Genomic DNA, 16725 nt, shown 5'->3' with positions numbered 1-16725 from the left:
CGTCATGCCCGCGAAGGGTAAGCACCGTCGTACCAAGGCCATGCGCCTGACCCGTGCCATCGCCGTCGCCGGAACCGGCGGCGCCGCGCTCGCGCTCCCGCTGATGGGTGCCGCCGGCGCCCAGGCCGCTCCCGCCCAGTCCGTTTCCGAGCAGGCCGTGCAGTCCGCTCCGGCGTCGGCCCAGAAGGCCGCCGCCGAGAAGAACTCCGACTCGCGCACGTACACCGTGCGCAGCGGTGACTACCTCTCGAAGATCGCCGACGAGCAGGACGTCGACGGCGGCTGGAAGAAGCTCTACGCGGACAACCGCGAGGCCGTCGGGTCCGACCCGTCGCTGATCCACCCCGGCCTGGAGCTCACGCTCGGCGGGCAGGCCGCCAAGTCCGAGCAGCCCGCCGCCGAGCAGCCCGCGGCCGAGAAGCCCGCCAAGACCGAGAAGTCGTCCTCCGGGAAGACCGAGTCGGCCGAGGCCGGGAAGTCCTCCGACGCCGCGAAGGCCTCCTCCTCGGACTCCGGCTCCTCCGGCACGAGCACCCAGTCCGCCGGCACCGCCAGCGGCTTCACCTCGCCGGTCCCGAGCGGCACCATCGGCACCCCGTACCACCAGACGGGCAGCATGTGGTCCAGCGGCTACCACACCGGCACCGACTTCGTCGTCCCGACCGGCACCTCGCTCAAGGCCGTCGGCGCGGGCACCGTCGTCTCCGCCGGCTGGGGCGGCGCCTACGGCAACCAGGTCGTCATCCGGCTCGCCGACGGCCACTACGCCCAGTACGCCCACCTGTCCTCCCTCTCCGTCTCGGCCGGTCAGTCCGTGACGGCGGGTCAGCAGGTCGGCCTGTCGGGTGCCACCGGCAACGTGACCGGCCCGCACCTGCACTTCGAGATCCGCACCACCCCGGACTACGGATCGGACGTGGACCCGATCGCGTACCTGCGCTCGCACGGCGTCTCTCTCTGACGACCGTTCGGCGCGGCCCGCGCCACCGAAGGCCGGACCCCGATCCCCGGGTCCGGCCTTCGGCGTATTCCTGAATTGGTGAACACTTTAGGCGTGGTGTTTCTCACCGCCCGTCAACCCCTTCCTACGGTCGCGTAGGTCACATTCCGAGGTGAATGATGGGTCGATGTGGCAGACGATTCGAAGAGTGACAGCAGAGCAGTGATCGGGTCGTACGTGGCGGTGGGGGACAGCTTCACCGAGGGCGTCGGCGACCCCGGCCCCGACGGGGCGTTCGTCGGCTGGGCCGACCGGTTCGCCGTACTGCTCGCGGACCGGCGCCCCGAGGGCGACTTCACGTACACGAACCTCGCCGTACGCGGCAGGCTGCTCGACCAGATCGTGGCCGAGCAGGTGCCCCGGGCCGTCGAACTCGCGCCGGACCTGGTCTCGTTCTGCGCCGGCGGCAACGACATCATCCGGCCCGGCACCGACCCCGACGAGGTGGCCGAGCGGTTCGAGCGGGCGGTGGCCGCGCTGACCGCCGCCGCGGGCACCGTCCTGGTGACGACCGGATTCGACACCCGCGGGGTGCCCGTCCTCAAGCACCTGCGCGGCAAGATCGCCACGTACAACGGACACGTCCGCGCCGTCGCCGACCGCTACGGCTGCCCCGTGCTCGACCTGTGGTCGCTGCGCACCGTCCAGGACCGCAGGGCGTGGGACGCCGACCGGTTGCACCTGTCGCCGGAGGGCCACACGCGAGTGGCACTGCGCGCGGGCCAGGTCCTCGGCCTGCCCGTCCCCGCCGACCCGGACCAGCCCTGGCCGCCGCTGCCGCCCCGCGGCACCCTGGACGTCCGGCGGGACGACGTGCACTGGGCCCGCGAGTACCTGGTGCCGTGGATCGGACGCCGGCTGCGCGGCGAGTCCTCGGGCGACCACGTGATGGCCAAGGGGACGCTGTCCGCGGACGACATCAAGATGCGGATCGCGTCGGTGGCCTGACGGAGCCGTTCAGCCGTCAGCCCCTAGCCGCGGGGCCCCGTCAGTGCCTCCCGGTCCAGGCCCAGCTCCCGCGCGAGCGCCTCGTCCGTCCACTCGCGGGCCCTGGCCCGGGGCACCGTGCCCGCGTACGACGTCAGCTGCACCGCCAGCCCGTCGAGGAAGGCGGTCAGACGCAGGGCGGCGCCGTCGGGATCCGCGCACCGGAACTCCCCGGCGGCCACGCCCTCGGCGATGACCCCGGAGAGCGCCGCCTTCCACTGCCGGTCCAGGTCCCGGGCGACCTCCCGCAGCGCGGGTTCGCGCAGCGCCGCCGCCCAGCCCTCGATCCACAGCCGCCAGCCCTTGGCCTGCCCGGTCGGGGCGTACCACCGCACCGCCGCCCGCAGCCGGCGCAGCGCCGACGTGCGCCGGCCGAGCAGCTTGCGCAGGCGCGCGAGATCGTCCCGGGCGGCGTGTGTGAACGCGGCGGCGACGAGCTTCTCCTTCGTGGAGAAGTGGTAGAGCACCAGCGCGTTGCTGACCCCGAGCGCGGCGGCCACGTCGGCGATCCGTAACGCCGCCACGCCCCGCGCCGATATCTGCTCCACGGCCGCACGCAGCAGCTCCTCGCGCCGCTGCGCCACACTCAACCGGACTCTCCCCACGCCCGTCACCCTATACAGCTGCCCGGACCTGCGGCGACAGCCGCCGGGAGGCTCAGTCCGACGTCGCGGTGGCGGCCGCGTCCGTGGGCCTCGCGCCGGGTACCTCGCACGAGTCCTTGAAGCCCTGGCTGGTCAGATCGAGCGCCGCGTTGATGCGGGAGCGCAGGTTCTCGACGGCGACCATGGCCGTCAGCTCCACGAACGCCGGCTCGCCCAGCGCCGATCGCAGCCGGGCGGCGAGTCCGTCGCCGACCGTCGGCGGCGTCGCCGTCATCGCCTCGGCGTACTCCATGACGTCCCGCTCCAGCGGCGTGTAGGCGTCGCTGTCCCGCCACACCGGCACGTCGTGGAGCTTGCGCCGGTCCATGCCGCGCTCGGCGTTCTCCCAGTATCCGAAGTCCATGCACCACGAGCAGCCGATCGAGGCGGCCGAGGCCATCACGGCGAGCGCCTTCAGGTCGGAGTCCAGCTTCTTCCACTTGGCGACGGACTGCTCGAAGCGCAGGTCGCCCCAGAGCACCCGCGGATTGTGGGCGAGCGCCTTGCCGGGGTCCAGGACCTTGCCGTACGTCCGCCGGGAGTACCACTCCATCACGCGGAAGAAGATCGTGCGGGGCGGGTCGAGCGATACGCGGGCCATGGGGGCCACCTTCCTGTCCGTCGGTCGTGCCGTGTGCTACCGGGCGCTCTGCGGGACGCCCGCACCGGTACGACGGACGGAGGGAACACAGATGTGACATCGGTCGTTCGAGTGACGTCGGGCAACAGTCGCACGAGACGACAAGGAGAGCCCGATCCACTTCACCTGGAGGTACCGTGGCCGGTTTCCGTTCCCCGAACCAGGGGCTCCGCCTGCCGCTGCCCGCGGCCTTCGGCGCGGATCCCAGCGGTGCGCGCATGGCCCGCATCCGCCGATCGCCGAACTTCCGCGACGGCGTCTTCCAGAACCCCGGGGGCACCGCGCGGACCCGGCCCTCCGGCTCGGCCCGCGAGTTCGCCAAGGTCTACTTCGACAAGGAATCGCGGCTGAGTCGCGCGCCGCGGGGCGCCGTCCCCGTGCACGCCACCACACTCGCCGACCTCGCCCGGCCGCCCGCCTCCGGGCTGCGCCTGACCTGGATGGGCCACTCCAGCGTGCTCGCCGAGATTGACGGACAGCGGGTCCTCTTCGACCCCGTCTGGGGCGAGCGCTGCTCCCCGGTCCCCTTCGCCGGGCCCAAACGGCTGCACCCGGTCCCGGTCCCGCTCGCGGCCCTCGGCCCCGTCGACGTCGTCGTCATCTCCCACGACCACTACGACCACCTGGACCTGCCCACGATCAAGGCGCTGGCCGGCACGGACACCCGGTTCGCGGTGCCGCTGGGCGTCGGCGCCCACCTTGAACACTGGGGCGTCTGTGCCGACCGGCTGCGCGAACTGGACTGGCACGAGTCGACCCGCGTCGGCGGCCTCACGCTCACCGCCACCCCGGCCCGGCACTTCTGCGGACGCGGCCTGCGCAACACCCAGCACACCCTCTGGGCGTCCTGGGTCGTGGCCGGTGAGGAGCACCGCGTCTTCCACAGCGGGGACACCGGCTACTTCGACGGCTTCAGGGACATCGGCGCCGCCCACGGCCCCTTCGACGCCACGATGATCCAGCTCGGGGCGTACGCGGAGTTCTGGCCGGACATCCACATGACGCCCGAGGAGGGCGTCCGCGCCCACCTGGACCTGCAGCAGGGGCGGCCGGGCGGCGCCCTGCTGCCCATCCACTGGGGGACCTTCAACCTCGCGCCGCACGCCTGGGCGGAGCCGGGGGAGTGGACGCTGGCCGCGGCCGGGGAGGCGGGGCAGACGGTGGCCCTTCCGCGGCCGGGCGAGCCGTTCGAGCCGGCGGGCGCGCTGCCGGTGGAGCCGTGGTGGCGGGCGGTGTCCCGGCCGATCGCGCGCCCGTGGCACCGTGCCCGAGGTGCCGAGAAGGCGGACGAGACGCGCAGCGGCGATCTCGACCTCGCGGGCGAGCGGTGATGCCGGTCGTGGACCGGCAGCAGCGGGCAGTTCGGATGCCCCGGAGTCTTGTGCGCCCAGGAGGCGGCCGTCGGCCGCACCCCGGCAGGGCTCGTGGGTGCTGGTGGCCCGCTCAGCAGTTCAGACCTTCACCGGCCCGTCGTACGGTGTGACGGACCGGTGGCGTTGAGGGGCGGGTCGCTCAGTTGTCGACGGGGGTGAACGAGTAGCCGAAGGTGTCCATGACCACCGAGAAGGTCGTGGTGCGGTTGCCGGCCTCGTGCCACACCTGGCACTTGTAACCGGTGTCGGCGCCCTTCTCGACGGCCTTGACAGCCGGTATCTCGTCACACGTCAGCTTCTGCTCATAACCGCCGCTGTCCTCGTGACGCTCCCAGAACTCCTGGTAGACGCGCTTGGCGACGAGGAGGTCCTTCTCCTGCTGCGCGTCGTACCGGATGAGGAAGTCGCCGGCTCCGTAGTCGTCGGCGATCTTCACCGTGAAGGGGATCTCGACGCCCTCGTAGGAGGCCGTGCACGTGCTGGCTGCGGAAGCCTTGAGGGTGACGCCCGCCGGGCAGTCGGCGGTGGTCTTCCCGTTCACCTTCGCGGCCCGCAGCAGGTCCTTGCGCAGCCTGTGCTCCACCTTCTCCGTGAACTCCGAGCTGCTGTCGGGCTCGGGCTGCGGCGTCTCGAGGTCGTCGTTGTCCTGGACGACTTCGGCCTGGGCCTGCGTGAGTTCGACGGCGAGCGGCTTGCTCTCCGGCTTCTGCTCCTGCTGCTGCGAGCCGCTCCCGGCCGAGTTCTGGCTGTTGTTGTTCCCGTTGTCGCCGTCTCCGTCGGACCCGCATCCCGCGGTGAGCAGAACCGCGGCCACGACGACTGGGGCGATCTTGCGTATGCGCATGCCTCTTACTGTAAAGCCGGGGTAAAGCCCGGCCGCGACAGGGGGGTTCAGCCCCTGGGGCCGGCACAGGCGCGAAGGCGGCGTGGTGGCGTGGCTCTTCGACCGTTGCGCTCCGCGCGATGTTTGTCCTGGGCCGTGTGAGCCGGCGGCTGCGCGCGGCCAGGACTCAGACGGCTGCTACCGAGAGTGACCATTTCTGATCTCTTCTGGGTGACTCGCGATCGTTCTCCGGCCTCTTCGGAACGGAACCTTCACCGGCTTATCGGGCTGTCGTACGAGGCCTCATACCAGAGCGGGACGTTGTCCGAGGGACTTTGGCAACTGCCCATCGCGCATGCCGCTCGGGCGACTACTGTCAGTGTCCGTCGGGCGGCGTAGGTCGCCTGTCCGCGTGGCGTCCGTCCGACGCGCGCACTCCAGGCCCGACGGACCAACGGACCAGTACGAGGACCCCGATGTCTCACCTCCGCGCCCCGGCCGCGCGAGCAGACCGCCGCGAGGGCGGGCGGCACGGCCGGCCGGCCTCCCGTACCGCCCCCGCACTGCCCGAGACCCACATACGGCCCCAGCTTCTGCGTCTCGCCGTACTGCCGCCCGTCGCGGTCGCCCTCAGTGCCTGTGCGGTCGTCCTGTTCACCATCCGGTCCACCGGCGTCCGGCCCGGCCTCGTCCTGTGGGGCGTGCTCGCCGGGGCGGTCTCGGTCACCGTCGCGGCCGTCGTCATCGCCGCCGTGGCCGCCGGCCGTGCCGCCCGCTCCGTGCACGACCGCGTCGGCGCCCTGCGACGCAGCACCGCGCGCGGCGAGGGCGATCTGCGCGCCGTGGTCGAGGCCTTGCGCCGCGGGGAGACCCCGCCCCGGCGCAAGCCGCGCGGCGGACCGCCGGACGACGCCGACGACTTCGAACTGCTCGCCGCCGACCTCTCCCGCGCCCACGACGGCGCCGTCACCGCCGTCGTCCGTGCCGCCCAGCTCTCCAGTCAGGCGGGCAGCGAACAGAAGCTCGAGGTCTTCGTCAACCTGGCCCGGCGCCTGCAGTCCCTGGTGCACCGGGAGATCTCCATCCTGGACGAGCTGGAGAACGAGATCGAGGACCCCGACCTCCTCAAGGGCCTCTTCCACGTCGACCACCTCGCCACCCGCATCCGCCGCCACGCCGAGAACCTCGCCGTGCTCGGCGGCGCCGTCTCCCGCCGGCAGTGGAGCAACCCGGTCGACATGACCGAGGTGCTGCGCTCGGCCATCGCGGAGGTCGAGCAGTACTCACGCGTCCGGCTGGTCCCCCCGATCGACGGCACCCTGCGCGGCCACGCCGTCGCCGACGTCATCCATCTGCTGGCCGAACTCGTCGAGAACGCCACGCTGTTCTCCGCCCCGCAGACCCAGGTGCTGATGCGGGCCAGCCTCGTCACCTCCGGGCTCGCCGTGGAGGTCGAGGACCGCGGACTCGGCATGCCCGTCGCCGAGCAGAGCCGGATGAACGCCCTCCTCGCCGACCCCGACCAGGTCAACGTCGCCCGTCTCCTCGCGGACGGCCGCATCGGCCTGTTCGTCGTCTCCCAGCTCGCCAAGCGGCACGGCATCACCGTCCGCCTGCAGACCAACATCTACGGTGGTGTCCAGGCCGTACTGGTCGTGCCGCAGGCCCTGTTGGGCGCGGAGCCGGGCGTACTGCCAGGGGGCGCGACCGGGCCGGAGCAGGTCGCCGGGACGGAGGCCGTGCCGCCGCACCCGGAGCAGCCGCGGTCCGTGACCCCCGCGGTGCGGCCGGCTCCGGCCGGCTCCGGCTCCGCCGGTCCTGAGGCCGACGGCTCCGGTTCCGTTGTTCCTCGGTCCGTCGTTCCCGACTCGACCGGACCGGCTCCCACCGCACCCGATCCCTCCGTGCCCGGCTCAGCCGTTCCCGCTCCCGTGCCGGCCCCCGCCGCACCGCCCGGTGCCCATCGGGCGGGCAGGGGAGAGCCGGCGCCGCTGCCCGTGCGCGGCGCCCACGAGGACCGGCCCACGCCGGCCGCCGCAGTGCCCGGAGTCCGGCCGGCCGACCGGGGCGTCGTCGCCGAGCACGCGGCCACCCCGCCCGTCCCGCGCCACAGCGCGGTCCGCGGCACCATGGGCAAGCCCCAACTGCCCCGTCGTCGCGCCCAGGAGCACATCGCCCCGCAGTTGCGCGGCGGCCCCGCACCGCGCCAGGAACCCGAGCAGCACGCCGGTCACGACCCCGGTCTGATGGCGGCCTTCCAACGCGGCATCGGCCTCGCGGAGGCCCAGCAGCGCAGGGAGCCGATCCCCGCCGAGCCCGCGCCCCCCAGGCCGCTCTCCGCGGAACCGTCCCGCACGGAACCACCCCGCACGGAGCCGCCCCTCATGGGCCTACCAGCGATGGAACCCACCCGCAGGGACCCCGCCGGATGACGGCGATCTCCCCCACGACCACCCACAGCCCCCTCCCCGCCCCCACCGGCAAACCCACCCCCACTCCCACGACCAGCGCTCCCGCAGACCTTCGTACCCCAAGGAGTCGATCCACCATGGCGAGCGATGCGCCGACCGGCCAAGTGTCCGACCTCGACTGGCTGATGAGCGGCCTCGTCCAGCGCGTACCGCACACGACCAGCGCGGTGCTCCTGTCCGCCGACGGACTGGTCAAGTCCGTCCACGGCCTCGACGCGGACAGCGCCGACCACATGGCGGCCCTGGCCTCCGGCCTGTACTCCCTCGGCCGCAGCGCCGGCGTCCGCTTCGGCGACGGCGGCGACGTACGGCAGGTCGTCGTCGAACTCGACTCGACCCTGTTGTTCGTCACCACCGCCGGTTCCGGCACCTGCCTCGCCGTACTCGCCGACCGCGAGGCCGACGCGGCCGTCCTCGGCTACGAGATGGCGATGCTGGTCAAGAGCGTCCGCCCCTACCTCGTCACCGCCCCCCGGCAGTACGCCGTCGAACCACCGGCGATGAGGCCTTGAGGGTGGCCGCGGCCGGCGACGGGCCCTGGCTCGACGACGCGGCCGGACGGCTGGTGCGCCCCTTCACCGTGAGCAACGGCCGTACCCGGCCCACCGTCGCGCTCGACCTGATGTCCCAGGTGATGGCCACGGGGGCGACCCCCCTCGGCTACCTGGGTCCCGAGCACGCGCAGGCACTCGACCTGTGCCGGGCGCCCCTCCCGGTCGCCGAGCTCGCCGCTCACCTGAGGCTTCCGGTGGCAGTCACCAAGGTGCTGCTGTCGGACCTCGTGGACTGCGGCGCGCTGACCACCAAACCCCCCGCCGCGTTCCACCACGACCCAACGGACCGGGCCCTTCTGGAGGCAGTGCTCGATGGACTACGACGACAGCTCTGACTACGGCCACGGATCCGGACCGGGATCCGGCCACGACACCACCGATCCCTTCCCCACCGCGCTGAAGATCCTCGTGGCGGGCGGGTTCGGCGTGGGCAAGACGACCTTCGTCGGCGCGGTCAGCGAGATCGCGCCGCTGAGCACGGAGGAACTGCTCACCACGGTCAGCGCCGCCACCGACAACCTCGACGGAATCGAGAACAAACTCGAAACGACCGTGGCCATGGACTTCGGCCGCATCACCCTCGACCCGGAACACGTGCTGTACCTGTTCGGGACGCCCGGCCAGGAACGCTTCTGGTTCATGTGGGACGAACTCTGCGAGGGCGCGCTCGGTGCCGTGATCATCGCCGACACCCGGCGGCTCGACGAGTCCTTCGCCGCCGTCGACTTCTTCGAGGAGCGCGGGCTCGGCTTCATCGTCGCGATCAACGAGTTCGACGGCGCCTACCGCTACGACCCCGAGGAAGTGCGCGCCGCCATGGACCTCCACCCCGGGATCCCCATCGTGCGCTGCGACGCCCGGATCTCCAGCTCCGGCGTACAGACCCTGCTCACCCTCGTACGCCACCTCATCGACCACACCCCGGCCTCCACGACGGGGTACGGGGCCGGAGCCCGCCCATGAGCTATGACCCGCCGCGCCCGGTCGGACGCCTGCTGCTCACGCCCGAGGACCGGGAGGCCCCCGCCCGGGTGCGACGGCTGCGCCGGCTCGGCCTGGTGGGACGGCCGGACCCGGCCCTCGACACGTTCGCGGCCCACCTCGCGCACCTCGCCGAGGCGCCGTACGCGATGGTCAACTTCCTGGTCGAGGGCGGGCAGTTCTTCGCGGGCCTGCGGGTGCCCGAGATACCGCCGGTGACGCGCGACGACGGCACCAGCGCCGAGTTCGGCCGCGTCCAGCCCCGCGACCACGGCTTCTGCCCCCACGTGGTGGTCCGGCGCAAGGCGCTGGTCCTGGAGGACGTGCGCGACTACCCGCGCTTCGCGGGCAACCCGGTGGTCGACACGTTCGGCATCCGTTCCTATCTCGGCGCCCCGCTCATCGACAGCACCGGGACGGTGCTGGGCACGGTGTCCGCCTCCGACGTGCGGCCCCGCACCTGGGGAAGGGCGGGCCTGACCACCATCAAGTCGACGGCGGCCGACCTGGTGCGGCGCATCGAACGCAGCGCGGAGGACGGGCTGCCGCTGTGAACCGCGGGGCGGGCGGGCGCCCGCGGGGCAGGCGGCGAGAGCGGGCGGCGTGAAGGAAAGCTGCGGCCGGGCTTAAGAAAGGCTCGATGGACCCGGGGCGGTCTCGTACGGCAGATTGCTGTGCGATTCCCCTCCCCATCCCGGACGCGGGCAGCCTCGGCATGCCCGGCGCCGGGACCTCACCCCCGTCAGGAGCCGTAGCGTTGAAGGCGCTGGTCAAGGAGAAGGCGGAGCCCGGGCTGTGGCTCGCGGACGTGCCCGAGCCCGCCGTCGGACCCGGTGACGTACTCATCAAAGTGCTGCGCACCGGCATCTGCGGCACCGACCTGCACATCCGGGCCTGGGACGGCTGGGCGCGGCAGGCCATCAGCACCCCGCTCGTCGTCGGCCACGAGTTCGTCGGCGAGGTCGTCGACACCGGCCGCGACGTCACCGACATCAAGACCGGCGACCGCGTCAGCGGCGAGGGCCACCTCGTCTGCGGCAAGTGCCGCAACTGCCAGGCCGGGCGGCGCCACCTGTGCCGCGCCACCGTCGGCCTCGGCGTCGGCCGGGACGGTGCGTTCGCCGAGTACGTCGCCCTGCCCGCGTCCAACGTGTGGGTGCACCGCGTCCCCGTCGACCTCGACGTCGCCGCGATCTTCGACCCGTTCGGCAACGCCGTGCACACCGCCCTGTCCTTCCCGCTGGTCGGCGAGGACGTCCTCATCACCGGCGCCGGACCGATCGGCCTGATGGCCGCCGCCGTCGCCCGGCACGCCGGCGCCCGCAACGTCATGATCACCGACGTGAGCCAGGAGCGCCTGGACCTCGCCCTCAAGGTCGGTGTGAGCCTCGCCCTCGACGTCTCCAGGATGTCCATCGCCGACGGACAGCGCGAACTCGGCCTGCGCGAGGGCTTCGACATCGGCCTGGAGATGTCCGGCCGCCCCGAGGCGATGCGCGACATGATCGCCAACATGACGCACGGCGGCCGGATCGCGATGCTCGGCCTGCCCGCCGAGGAGTTCCCCGTCGACTGGGCCCGGATCGTCACCTCGATGATCACCCTCAAGGGCATCTACGGCCGCGAGATGTTCGAGACCTGGTACGCCATGTCGGTGCTGCTCGAAGGCGGCCTCGACCTCGCCCCGGTGATCACCGGACGCTACTCCCACCGCGACTTCGAGGCCGCGTTCGCCGACGCGGCCAGCGGCAAGGGCGGCAAGGTCATCCTCGACTGGACCGCGTAAGACGACCGCGTAAGACGTACGTACTCCTAGGAGCTTTCAGATGTTCGACTCCGTGCGCGACGACCTGCGCGCCACCCTCGACGAGATCCGCGCCGCCGGCCTGCACAAGCCCGAGCGCGTCATCGGCACCCCCCAGTCCGCGACCGTGAACGTCACCGCCGGCGGCCGCCCCGGCGAGGTCCTCAACTTCTGCGCCAACAACTACCTCGGCCTCGCCGACCACCCCGAGGTCGTCGCCGCCGCCCACGAGGCGCTGGACCGCTGGGGCTACGGCATGGCCTCCGTGCGTTTCATCTGCGGCACCCAGGAGGTCCACAAGGAACTGGAGGCCCGGCTCTCCGCGTTCCTCGGCCAGGAGGACACGATTCTCTACTCCTCCTGCTTCGACGCCAACGGCGGCGTCTTCGAGACCCTCCTCGGCCCCGAGGACGCGGTGATCTCCGACGCTCTCAACCACGCCTCGATCATCGACGGCATCCGCCTCTCCAAGGCCAGGCGCCTCCGGTACGCCAACCGCGACCTGGCCGACCTGGAGACCCAGCTCAAGGCCGCCGGCGACGCCCGCCGCAGGCTGATCGTCACCGACGGCGTCTTCTCCATGGACGGCTACGTCGCCCCGCTCGCCGAGATCTGCGACCTGGCCGACCGCTACGACGCGATGGTGATGGTCGACGACTCGCACGCCGTGGGCTTCGTCGGCCCCGGCGGACGCGGCACCCCCGAACTGCACGGCGTCATGGACCGCGTCGACATCATCACCGGCACCCTCGGCAAGGCCCTCGGCGGCGCCTCCGGCGGCTACGTCGCCGCCCGCGCCGAGATCGTCGCCCTGCTGCGCCAGCGGTCGCGGCCGTACCTCTTCTCCAACACCCTCGCCCCGGTGATCGCCGCCGCCTCCCTCAAGGTGCTCGACCTGCTGGAGTCGGCCGACGACCTGCGGGTGCGGCTCGCCGAGAACACCGCCCTGTTCCGCCGCCGGATGACCGAGGAGGGCTTCGACATCCTCCCCGGCGACCACGCCATCGCGCCCGTCATGATCGGCGACGCGTCGCAGGCCGGCCGCATGGCGGAGCTGCTCCTGGAGCGCGGCGTGTACGTGATCGGCTTCTCCTACCCGGTCGTGCCGCAGGGCCAGGCGCGCATCCGCGTGCAGCTGTCCGCCGCCCACTCCACCGAGGACGTGAACCGCGCGGTGGACGCCTTCGTGGCGGCGCGGGAGGAGCTGGACGCCTGACGCGTGCGTGACCCGCGCGGACCGGTGAGAGAATCGATCCCGTGATCGAAGCGCGGCGGCTGCACATCCTCCGGGCGGTGGCGGACCACCGCACCGTGACGGCGGCCGCCGCCGCGCTCTACCTCACTCCCTCGGCGGTCTCCCAGCAGCTCGCCGCCCTGGAGCAGGAGACCGGGCACCGCCTGGTCGAGCGCGGCGCCAAGGGCGTACGGCTCACCCCGGCCGGCGAGATCCTGCTCAGCCACACCAACGCCGTCCTCGCCCAGCTGGAGCGGGCCGAGGCGGAACTCGCCGCGTACAGCTCGGGCGCGGCCGGCACGGTCACGGTCGCCTCCTTCGCGACCGGCATCGCCCTGGTCGTCGCGCCCGCCCTGGCCCGCCTCGCCGAGTCGGCGCCCGGCATCCGCATCCGGGTCCAGGACGCGGAGGGCGACGCCAGCCTGCCGATGGTCCTGGACCGGCAGGTCGACGTGGCGGTCGCCGTCGAGTACCGCGGGGCACCGCCCGCCGACGACCCCCGCCTGACCCACGTCCCCCTCTACGCCGAACCCTTCGACGCGGTCGTCCCGGTCACCCACCGGCTCGCCGACGCCGCCGAGGTCCCGCTCGCCGAGCTGGCCAAGGACTCCTGGATCGGCCCCTACCCGGGCAACCCGTGTCACGACGTCGTGGTCCTGGCCTGCGAGAACGCCGGCTTCCAGCCCCGCATGGAGCACTCCTCGGACGACTTCCGCGCGGTGGTGTCCCTGGCCGCCGCCGACATCGGTGTGGCGCTCGTCCCGCGCTCGGCACTGCACGGCACCGACCTCACCGGTGTCGTCGTCCGCCCCGTCGACGGCGTGGCGCCCACCCGCCGCGTCTTCGCCGCCGTACGCCGGGGCGCCGAGGAACACCCGCTGATCCGCCCGGTGCTGGACGCACTCGGCGAGGCGGCTCGGGCGTGAGGCTTCCGTAACACGGGCGTCCCATCTTCGGGATAAGTTCCCGGATATGAGAGACGACGTCGATTCCGTGGACGCCCGCCTCGCCGCGAGGCTGACCGAGCTGCGCACCGAACGCGGCTGGTCCCTGGAGGAGCTGGCGGAGCGCACCGGACTGAGCCGGTCCACGCTGTCGAGGACCGAACGGGCCGAGACCAGCCCTACCGCCTCCCTCCTCAACCGCCTCTGCGCGGTCTACGGACGGACCATGTCCCGACTCCTCAGCGAGGTCGAGGCGGAACCCGCACTGCTGGTGCGGGCCGCCGACCAGCCGGTGTGGGAGGACCGGCCGGCCGGGTTCGTACGCCGCTCGGTGTCCCCGCCGCACGCCGGGCTGCGCGGCGAACTGGTCGAGGGCCGCCTCGCCGCAGGCGCCGGCATCGCCTACGACCGGCCGCCCGTGCCCGGCCTCGAACAGCACGTCTGGGTCCTGGACGGTGCCCTGGAGATCACGGCACAGGACGTCGAGCACCACCTCGCCGCCGGGGACTGCCTGCGGATGCGGGTGTGGGGGCCGACGCGGTTTTGGTGCGCCGGCCCCGCGGACGCGCGCTACGCGCTGGCGGTGGTGCTGCCGTGAAGGTGAGCCGGGTCGACGAGCACGGACTGAGGGCGCGGCTGGACGGGCTGGCCGGTCTGCTGGCCGACACGGTCTCGGGCGGCGCCTCCGTCGGTTTCCTCGCTCCGCTGGGCCACGAGGAGGCGGCCGCATGGTGGCGCGGGCGGGCCGCCGCCGTGGCCGCCGGGCAGCTCGCCGTATGGGTGGCGCGGGACGGCGAGCGGGTGACCGGGACCGTGAGCCTCGCGCTGCCGGACAAGCCCAACGGACGCCACCGCGCGGAGCTGGTCAAACTCATGGTGTCCCGGGAGGCCCGCGGCAGGGGGGTGGGCCGCACCCTCCTGGCCGTCGCAGAGGAGGCGGCCGCGGCGGCCGGCATCACCCTCCTCCACCTGGACACCGAGACCGGCACCCCCGCCGAACACCTGTACCGCTCGGCGGGCTGGACCCGGGCCGGGACGATCCCCGACTACGCCGCCGACCCGGGCGGCGGGCTGCGGCCGACGACGCTGTACTTCAAGCAGGTCGGAGCTCTCGCCGTCGCCGGGTGATTGTCAGTGGCGGCCGCTACGGTGCCTGACATGCCGGACGCAGAAGACGTACGCCGTATCGCCCTGTCCCTGCCGGACACGACGGAGAAGACCGCCTGGAGCATGCCCACTTTCCGGGTGGCGGGGAAGATGTTCGCCACGCTGCCCGAGGACGAGACCTCCCTCGCCGTGCGCTGCCCGAAGGAGGAGCGCGACGAACTGGTGCTGGCCGAGCCGGAGAAGTTCTGGATCGCCGGTCACGAGGCGCAGTTCGCCTGGGTGCGGGCCCGCCTCGCGGCGCTGGAGGGCGAGGACGAGCTGCGCGACATCCTCGCCGACTCCTGGCGCCAGGCGGCACCGACCCGGCTGTTGGAGGCCCATCCGAAGCTGGGGCTGCCGTCCGGGGGGTCCGGCGGCTGAAAATCCCTCGGGCGTTGTCAGTGCCCCGTGGCATGATCCGGGGACATGCGTGGCAGCCGGGGCCGGAGGGGGGCTCCGGCTGCCAGGAGCACGCGCAGGGGACGGGCAGAGGCCGCACGGGGCGTACGCCGGCGGGCCGGCCGGGGAGGGGATGGCGCGGGATGGCGGGGACGTCGTCGCAGACCGGGCAGGAGCGGGCGGCAGGCGGAGAGGCGGCGCGGGCCGTCTGGTCGCGGGACTTCGCGCTGTTCTTCACCGCGCGGGCGATCGCGCGGCTCGGGGACACCATGCTCCCGGTCGCGCTCGCCGCGGGCCTGCTCCAGCACGGGTACGGGGCGGGCGCGGTCGGCCTCGCCATGGCCGCGACGGCCGCCGCATTCGCCGGTCTGGTCATCTTCGGCGGAGTCCTCGCCGACCGCTTCAGCACCCGCAAGCTGATGATCGGCGCCGACCTGGTGCGGCTCGGCACCCAGGCCCTGGCCGCCGCGCTCTTCTTCTCCGGCCACGTCGTGCTCTGGCAGATCTGCGCCATCGGGTTCGTCAACGGCGTCGCGGGCGCCGTCTTCCAGCCCGGCGTCGCCAGCACCGTGCCCCGGCTCGCCTCCGACATCCAGGGCGCGAACGGCGCGATACGCGTCGCCGAGTCCGCCGCCCAGCTGGCCGGGCCCGCCGTCGCCGGCCTCCTGGTCGGTTTCGCCTCGCCCGGCGGTGTCTTCGCCGCCCACGCCACCACGTACGCGATCAGCGCCCTGTGCCTGCTGCTGCTCCGGCTGCCCCCGCTCGCGCCGGGCCGCCGGGCCGTGGCCGGCCGCGGCTCCAAGGCGTTCCGTGCCGACCTGGCCGAGGGGTGGCGGGAGTTCCGTGCCCGCCGGTGGCTGTGGGGCGTCATCGCCGTCTGGTGCGTCTACATGATCGCCGTCTGGGGCCCGACCGTCCCCCTGGTGGCGACCGAGGTGGTGGGCGAACACGGACCGCGCGCCTACGGCCTGGTCAACTCCGCCCTGGGCGCCGGCACCGTCGTCGGCGGTCTCCTCGCGCTGCGGCTGCGTCCCCGCCGGATGCTCCGCGCCGGCGCGATCGCCCTCGTCGGCTTCGCCGCCTTCCCCGCGAGCGTCGGCGCCGGGCTCGGCGTGCCGGCCATGGCGACCGGCGCCGCCGTCGCCGGGGCCGGGATGTCCTTCTGGGGCGTGATGTGGGCGACCAGCGTGCAGACCCAGGTCCCGCCGGACGTCCTCAACCGCATCCACGCCTACGACGTCGCGGGCTCGCTGGCGATGATGCCCGTCGGCCAGGCCCTCGCCGGCCCGGCCGCGGCGGCCCTCGGCGCCGACCACGTGCTCCTCGTCGCCGGCGCGACGAGCTTCGGCGTGTGCGCCGCCCTGCTCCTGATACCGGCGGTGCGCGGACTGGTGCGGGTCGACGCCACCGCGGCCGCCTCCGAGCGGACGGCGGCGGCGCCCGAGCCGTCCCGCGCGGAGAAGTGCTGACCGGCCGGTTCCGGTCCCCGGAAAAGCGATGCGCGACCACCGGCCCGAGTGCGGTATGGTTTTCCTGCGCGTTCAGCCGGGGGGAAACCCCAGGTCAGACGGGCAACGGGACGTGGCGCAGCTTGGTAGCGCACTTGACTGGGGGTCAAGGGGTCGCAGGTTCAAATCCTGTCGTCCCGACTGGAGACAGTCGTTGATCGAGGGGCGGTTCCGGAGAGATCCGGAACCGCCCCTCGATTGTTCTCCCTGCGGCGTG

18 protein-coding genes and 1 tRNA gene are annotated in these 16725 nt (G+C 73.0%); 16 read left to right on the top strand and 3 right to left on the bottom strand.

The features are described from left to right. The first annotated feature begins 4 nt into the window (after nucleotides 1-4). Together ACFW47_RS14740 and ACFW47_RS14735 are read left to right on the top strand one after the other, a co-directional pair. Entirely contained in the window at nucleotides 5-961 is a 957-nt protein-coding gene (locus ACFW47_RS14740; RefSeq protein WP_386305967.1) for a peptidoglycan DD-metalloendopeptidase family protein, read from the top strand. A 201-nt stretch (nucleotides 962-1162) separates the two neighbouring features. Further along, nucleotides 1163-1948, top strand: a complete 786-nt coding sequence (locus ACFW47_RS14735; RefSeq protein ID WP_386278606.1) for an SGNH/GDSL hydrolase family protein — start codon at nucleotides 1163-1165, stop codon at nucleotides 1946-1948. Between the two features lie 23 nt (nucleotides 1949-1971). On the opposite strand, the gene ACFW47_RS14730 is transcribed toward ACFW47_RS14735, so the two are convergent. Next, nucleotides 1972-2592 carry a TetR/AcrR family transcriptional regulator gene (locus ACFW47_RS14730; protein ID WP_386305966.1) on the bottom strand — a complete coding sequence of 207 codons (621 nt, stop codon included), beginning with the start codon at nucleotides 2590-2592 and terminating at the stop codon, nucleotides 1972-1974. Between the two features lie 52 nt (nucleotides 2593-2644). Next, entirely contained in the window at nucleotides 2645-3232 is a 588-nt protein-coding gene (locus ACFW47_RS14725; protein WP_386305965.1) for a carboxymuconolactone decarboxylase family protein, read from the bottom strand. 176 nt (nucleotides 3233-3408) lie between these two features. Between ACFW47_RS14725 and ACFW47_RS14720 the strand changes: the two genes are divergently transcribed. Beyond that, the gene (locus ACFW47_RS14720) at nucleotides 3409-4602 is read left to right on the top strand and encodes an MBL fold metallo-hydrolase (RefSeq protein ID WP_386278092.1); all 1194 of its coding nucleotides are present in this window, start codon (nucleotides 3409-3411) and stop codon (nucleotides 4600-4602) included. 181 nt (nucleotides 4603-4783) lie between these two features. Here ACFW47_RS14720 and ACFW47_RS14715 read toward each other — a convergent pair whose 3' ends face one another. After that, on the bottom strand, nucleotides 4784-5488 hold the full coding sequence (locus tag ACFW47_RS14715; protein WP_386305964.1) for a hypothetical protein: 705 nt from the start codon (nucleotides 5486-5488) through the stop codon (nucleotides 4784-4786). A 455-nt stretch (nucleotides 5489-5943) separates the two neighbouring features. Here ACFW47_RS14715 and ACFW47_RS14710 point away from each other — a divergent pair, with 455 nt between their 5' ends. The 13 genes from ACFW47_RS14710 (at nucleotide 5944) to ACFW47_RS14650 (ending at nucleotide 16649) form a co-directional block, all read left to right on the top strand. Next, on the top strand, nucleotides 5944-7899 hold the full coding sequence (locus ACFW47_RS14710; protein WP_386278087.1) for an ATP-binding protein: 1956 nt from the start codon (nucleotides 5944-5946) through the stop codon (nucleotides 7897-7899). Nucleotides 7900-8015: 116 nt separating this feature from the next. Then, entirely contained in the window at nucleotides 8016-8450 is a 435-nt protein-coding gene (locus tag ACFW47_RS14705) for a roadblock/LC7 domain-containing protein (protein WP_217253603.1), read from the top strand. A 2-nt stretch (nucleotides 8451-8452) separates the two neighbouring features. Beyond that, complete coding sequence (locus ACFW47_RS14700; protein ID WP_019330485.1) at nucleotides 8453-8827, top strand: DUF742 domain-containing protein; 375 nt, start codon at nucleotides 8453-8455, stop codon at nucleotides 8825-8827. Further along, the gene (locus ACFW47_RS14695; RefSeq protein WP_386278084.1) at nucleotides 8805-9455 is read left to right on the top strand and encodes an ATP/GTP-binding protein; all 651 of its coding nucleotides are present in this window, start codon (nucleotides 8805-8807) and stop codon (nucleotides 9453-9455) included. Before ACFW47_RS14700 ends, ACFW47_RS14695 begins: the two co-directional genes overlap by 23 nt. Next, complete coding sequence (locus ACFW47_RS14690; protein WP_386305963.1) at nucleotides 9452-10027, top strand: GAF domain-containing protein; 576 nt, start codon at nucleotides 9452-9454, stop codon at nucleotides 10025-10027. Before ACFW47_RS14695 ends, ACFW47_RS14690 begins: the two co-directional genes overlap by 4 nt. A gap of 203 nt (nucleotides 10028-10230) precedes the next feature. Then, complete coding sequence (tdh, locus tag ACFW47_RS14685; RefSeq protein ID WP_386278079.1) at nucleotides 10231-11259, top strand: L-threonine 3-dehydrogenase; 1029 nt, start codon at nucleotides 10231-10233, stop codon at nucleotides 11257-11259. Between the two features lie 40 nt (nucleotides 11260-11299). Further along, nucleotides 11300-12493: a glycine C-acetyltransferase gene (locus tag ACFW47_RS14680; RefSeq protein WP_386305962.1), complete on the top strand. Its 1194-nt coding sequence runs from the start codon at nucleotides 11300-11302 to the stop codon at nucleotides 12491-12493. Between the two features lie 41 nt (nucleotides 12494-12534). Next, entirely contained in the window at nucleotides 12535-13437 is a 903-nt protein-coding gene (locus ACFW47_RS14675; protein ID WP_386278075.1) for a LysR family transcriptional regulator, read from the top strand. Nucleotides 13438-13483: 46 nt separating this feature from the next. Continuing rightward, entirely contained in the window at nucleotides 13484-14053 is a 570-nt protein-coding gene (locus tag ACFW47_RS14670; RefSeq protein ID WP_386278073.1) for a helix-turn-helix domain-containing protein, read from the top strand. Beyond that, nucleotides 14050-14583, top strand: a complete 534-nt coding sequence (locus tag ACFW47_RS14665; RefSeq protein ID WP_386305961.1) for a GNAT family N-acetyltransferase — start codon at nucleotides 14050-14052, stop codon at nucleotides 14581-14583. The genes ACFW47_RS14670 and ACFW47_RS14665 overlap by 4 nt, the downstream gene beginning before the upstream one ends. A 30-nt stretch (nucleotides 14584-14613) precedes the next feature. Continuing rightward, complete coding sequence (locus ACFW47_RS14660; RefSeq protein ID WP_386305960.1) at nucleotides 14614-14982, top strand: MmcQ/YjbR family DNA-binding protein; 369 nt, start codon at nucleotides 14614-14616, stop codon at nucleotides 14980-14982. Nucleotides 14983-15143: 161 nt separating this feature from the next. After that, entirely contained in the window at nucleotides 15144-16469 is a 1326-nt protein-coding gene (locus tag ACFW47_RS14655; protein WP_386278067.1) for an MFS transporter, read from the top strand. Between the two features lie 106 nt (nucleotides 16470-16575). Continuing rightward, a tRNA-Pro gene (locus tag ACFW47_RS14650) sits at nucleotides 16576-16649 on the top strand. The last annotated feature ends 76 nt before the right edge of the window (nucleotides 16650-16725 follow it).

Source organism: Streptomyces sp. NPDC058796 (assembly GCF_042745235.1).
In the GTDB taxonomy this organism is placed as follows: domain Bacteria; phylum Actinomycetota; class Actinomycetes; order Streptomycetales; family Streptomycetaceae; genus Streptomyces.
Note: the sequence above shows the minus strand (reverse complement) of the source record. Positions and strands in the feature narration are given on the sequence as shown.

Bases quoted from the DNA above. Each gene is read 5' to 3' on its own strand.
- ACFW47_RS14740 (WP_386305967.1), top strand. From the start codon at position 5: ATGCCCGCGAAGGGTAAGCACCGTCGTACCAAGGCCATGCGCCTGACC.
- ACFW47_RS14725 (WP_386305965.1), bottom strand. From the start codon at position 3,232: ATGGCCCGCGTATCGCTCGACCCGCCCCGCACGATCTTCTTCCGCGTG.
- ACFW47_RS14715 (WP_386305964.1), bottom strand. From the start codon at position 5,488: ATGCGCATACGCAAGATCGCCCCAGTCGTCGTGGCCGCGGTTCTGCTC.
- ACFW47_RS14710 (WP_386278087.1), top strand. From the start codon at position 5,944: ATGTCTCACCTCCGCGCCCCGGCCGCGCGAGCAGACCGCCGCGAGGGC.
- ACFW47_RS14705 (WP_217253603.1), top strand. From the start codon at position 8,016: ATGGCGAGCGATGCGCCGACCGGCCAAGTGTCCGACCTCGACTGGCTG.
- ACFW47_RS14695 (WP_386278084.1), top strand. From the start codon at position 8,805: ATGGACTACGACGACAGCTCTGACTACGGCCACGGATCCGGACCGGGA.
- ACFW47_RS14690 (WP_386305963.1), top strand. From the start codon at position 9,452: ATGAGCTATGACCCGCCGCGCCCGGTCGGACGCCTGCTGCTCACGCCC.
- ACFW47_RS14680 (WP_386305962.1), top strand. From the start codon at position 11,300: ATGTTCGACTCCGTGCGCGACGACCTGCGCGCCACCCTCGACGAGATC.
- ACFW47_RS14670 (WP_386278073.1), top strand. From the start codon at position 13,484: ATGAGAGACGACGTCGATTCCGTGGACGCCCGCCTCGCCGCGAGGCTG.
- ACFW47_RS14660 (WP_386305960.1), top strand. From the start codon at position 14,614: ATGCCGGACGCAGAAGACGTACGCCGTATCGCCCTGTCCCTGCCGGAC.
- ACFW47_RS14655 (WP_386278067.1), top strand. From the start codon at position 15,144: ATGGCGGGGACGTCGTCGCAGACCGGGCAGGAGCGGGCGGCAGGCGGA.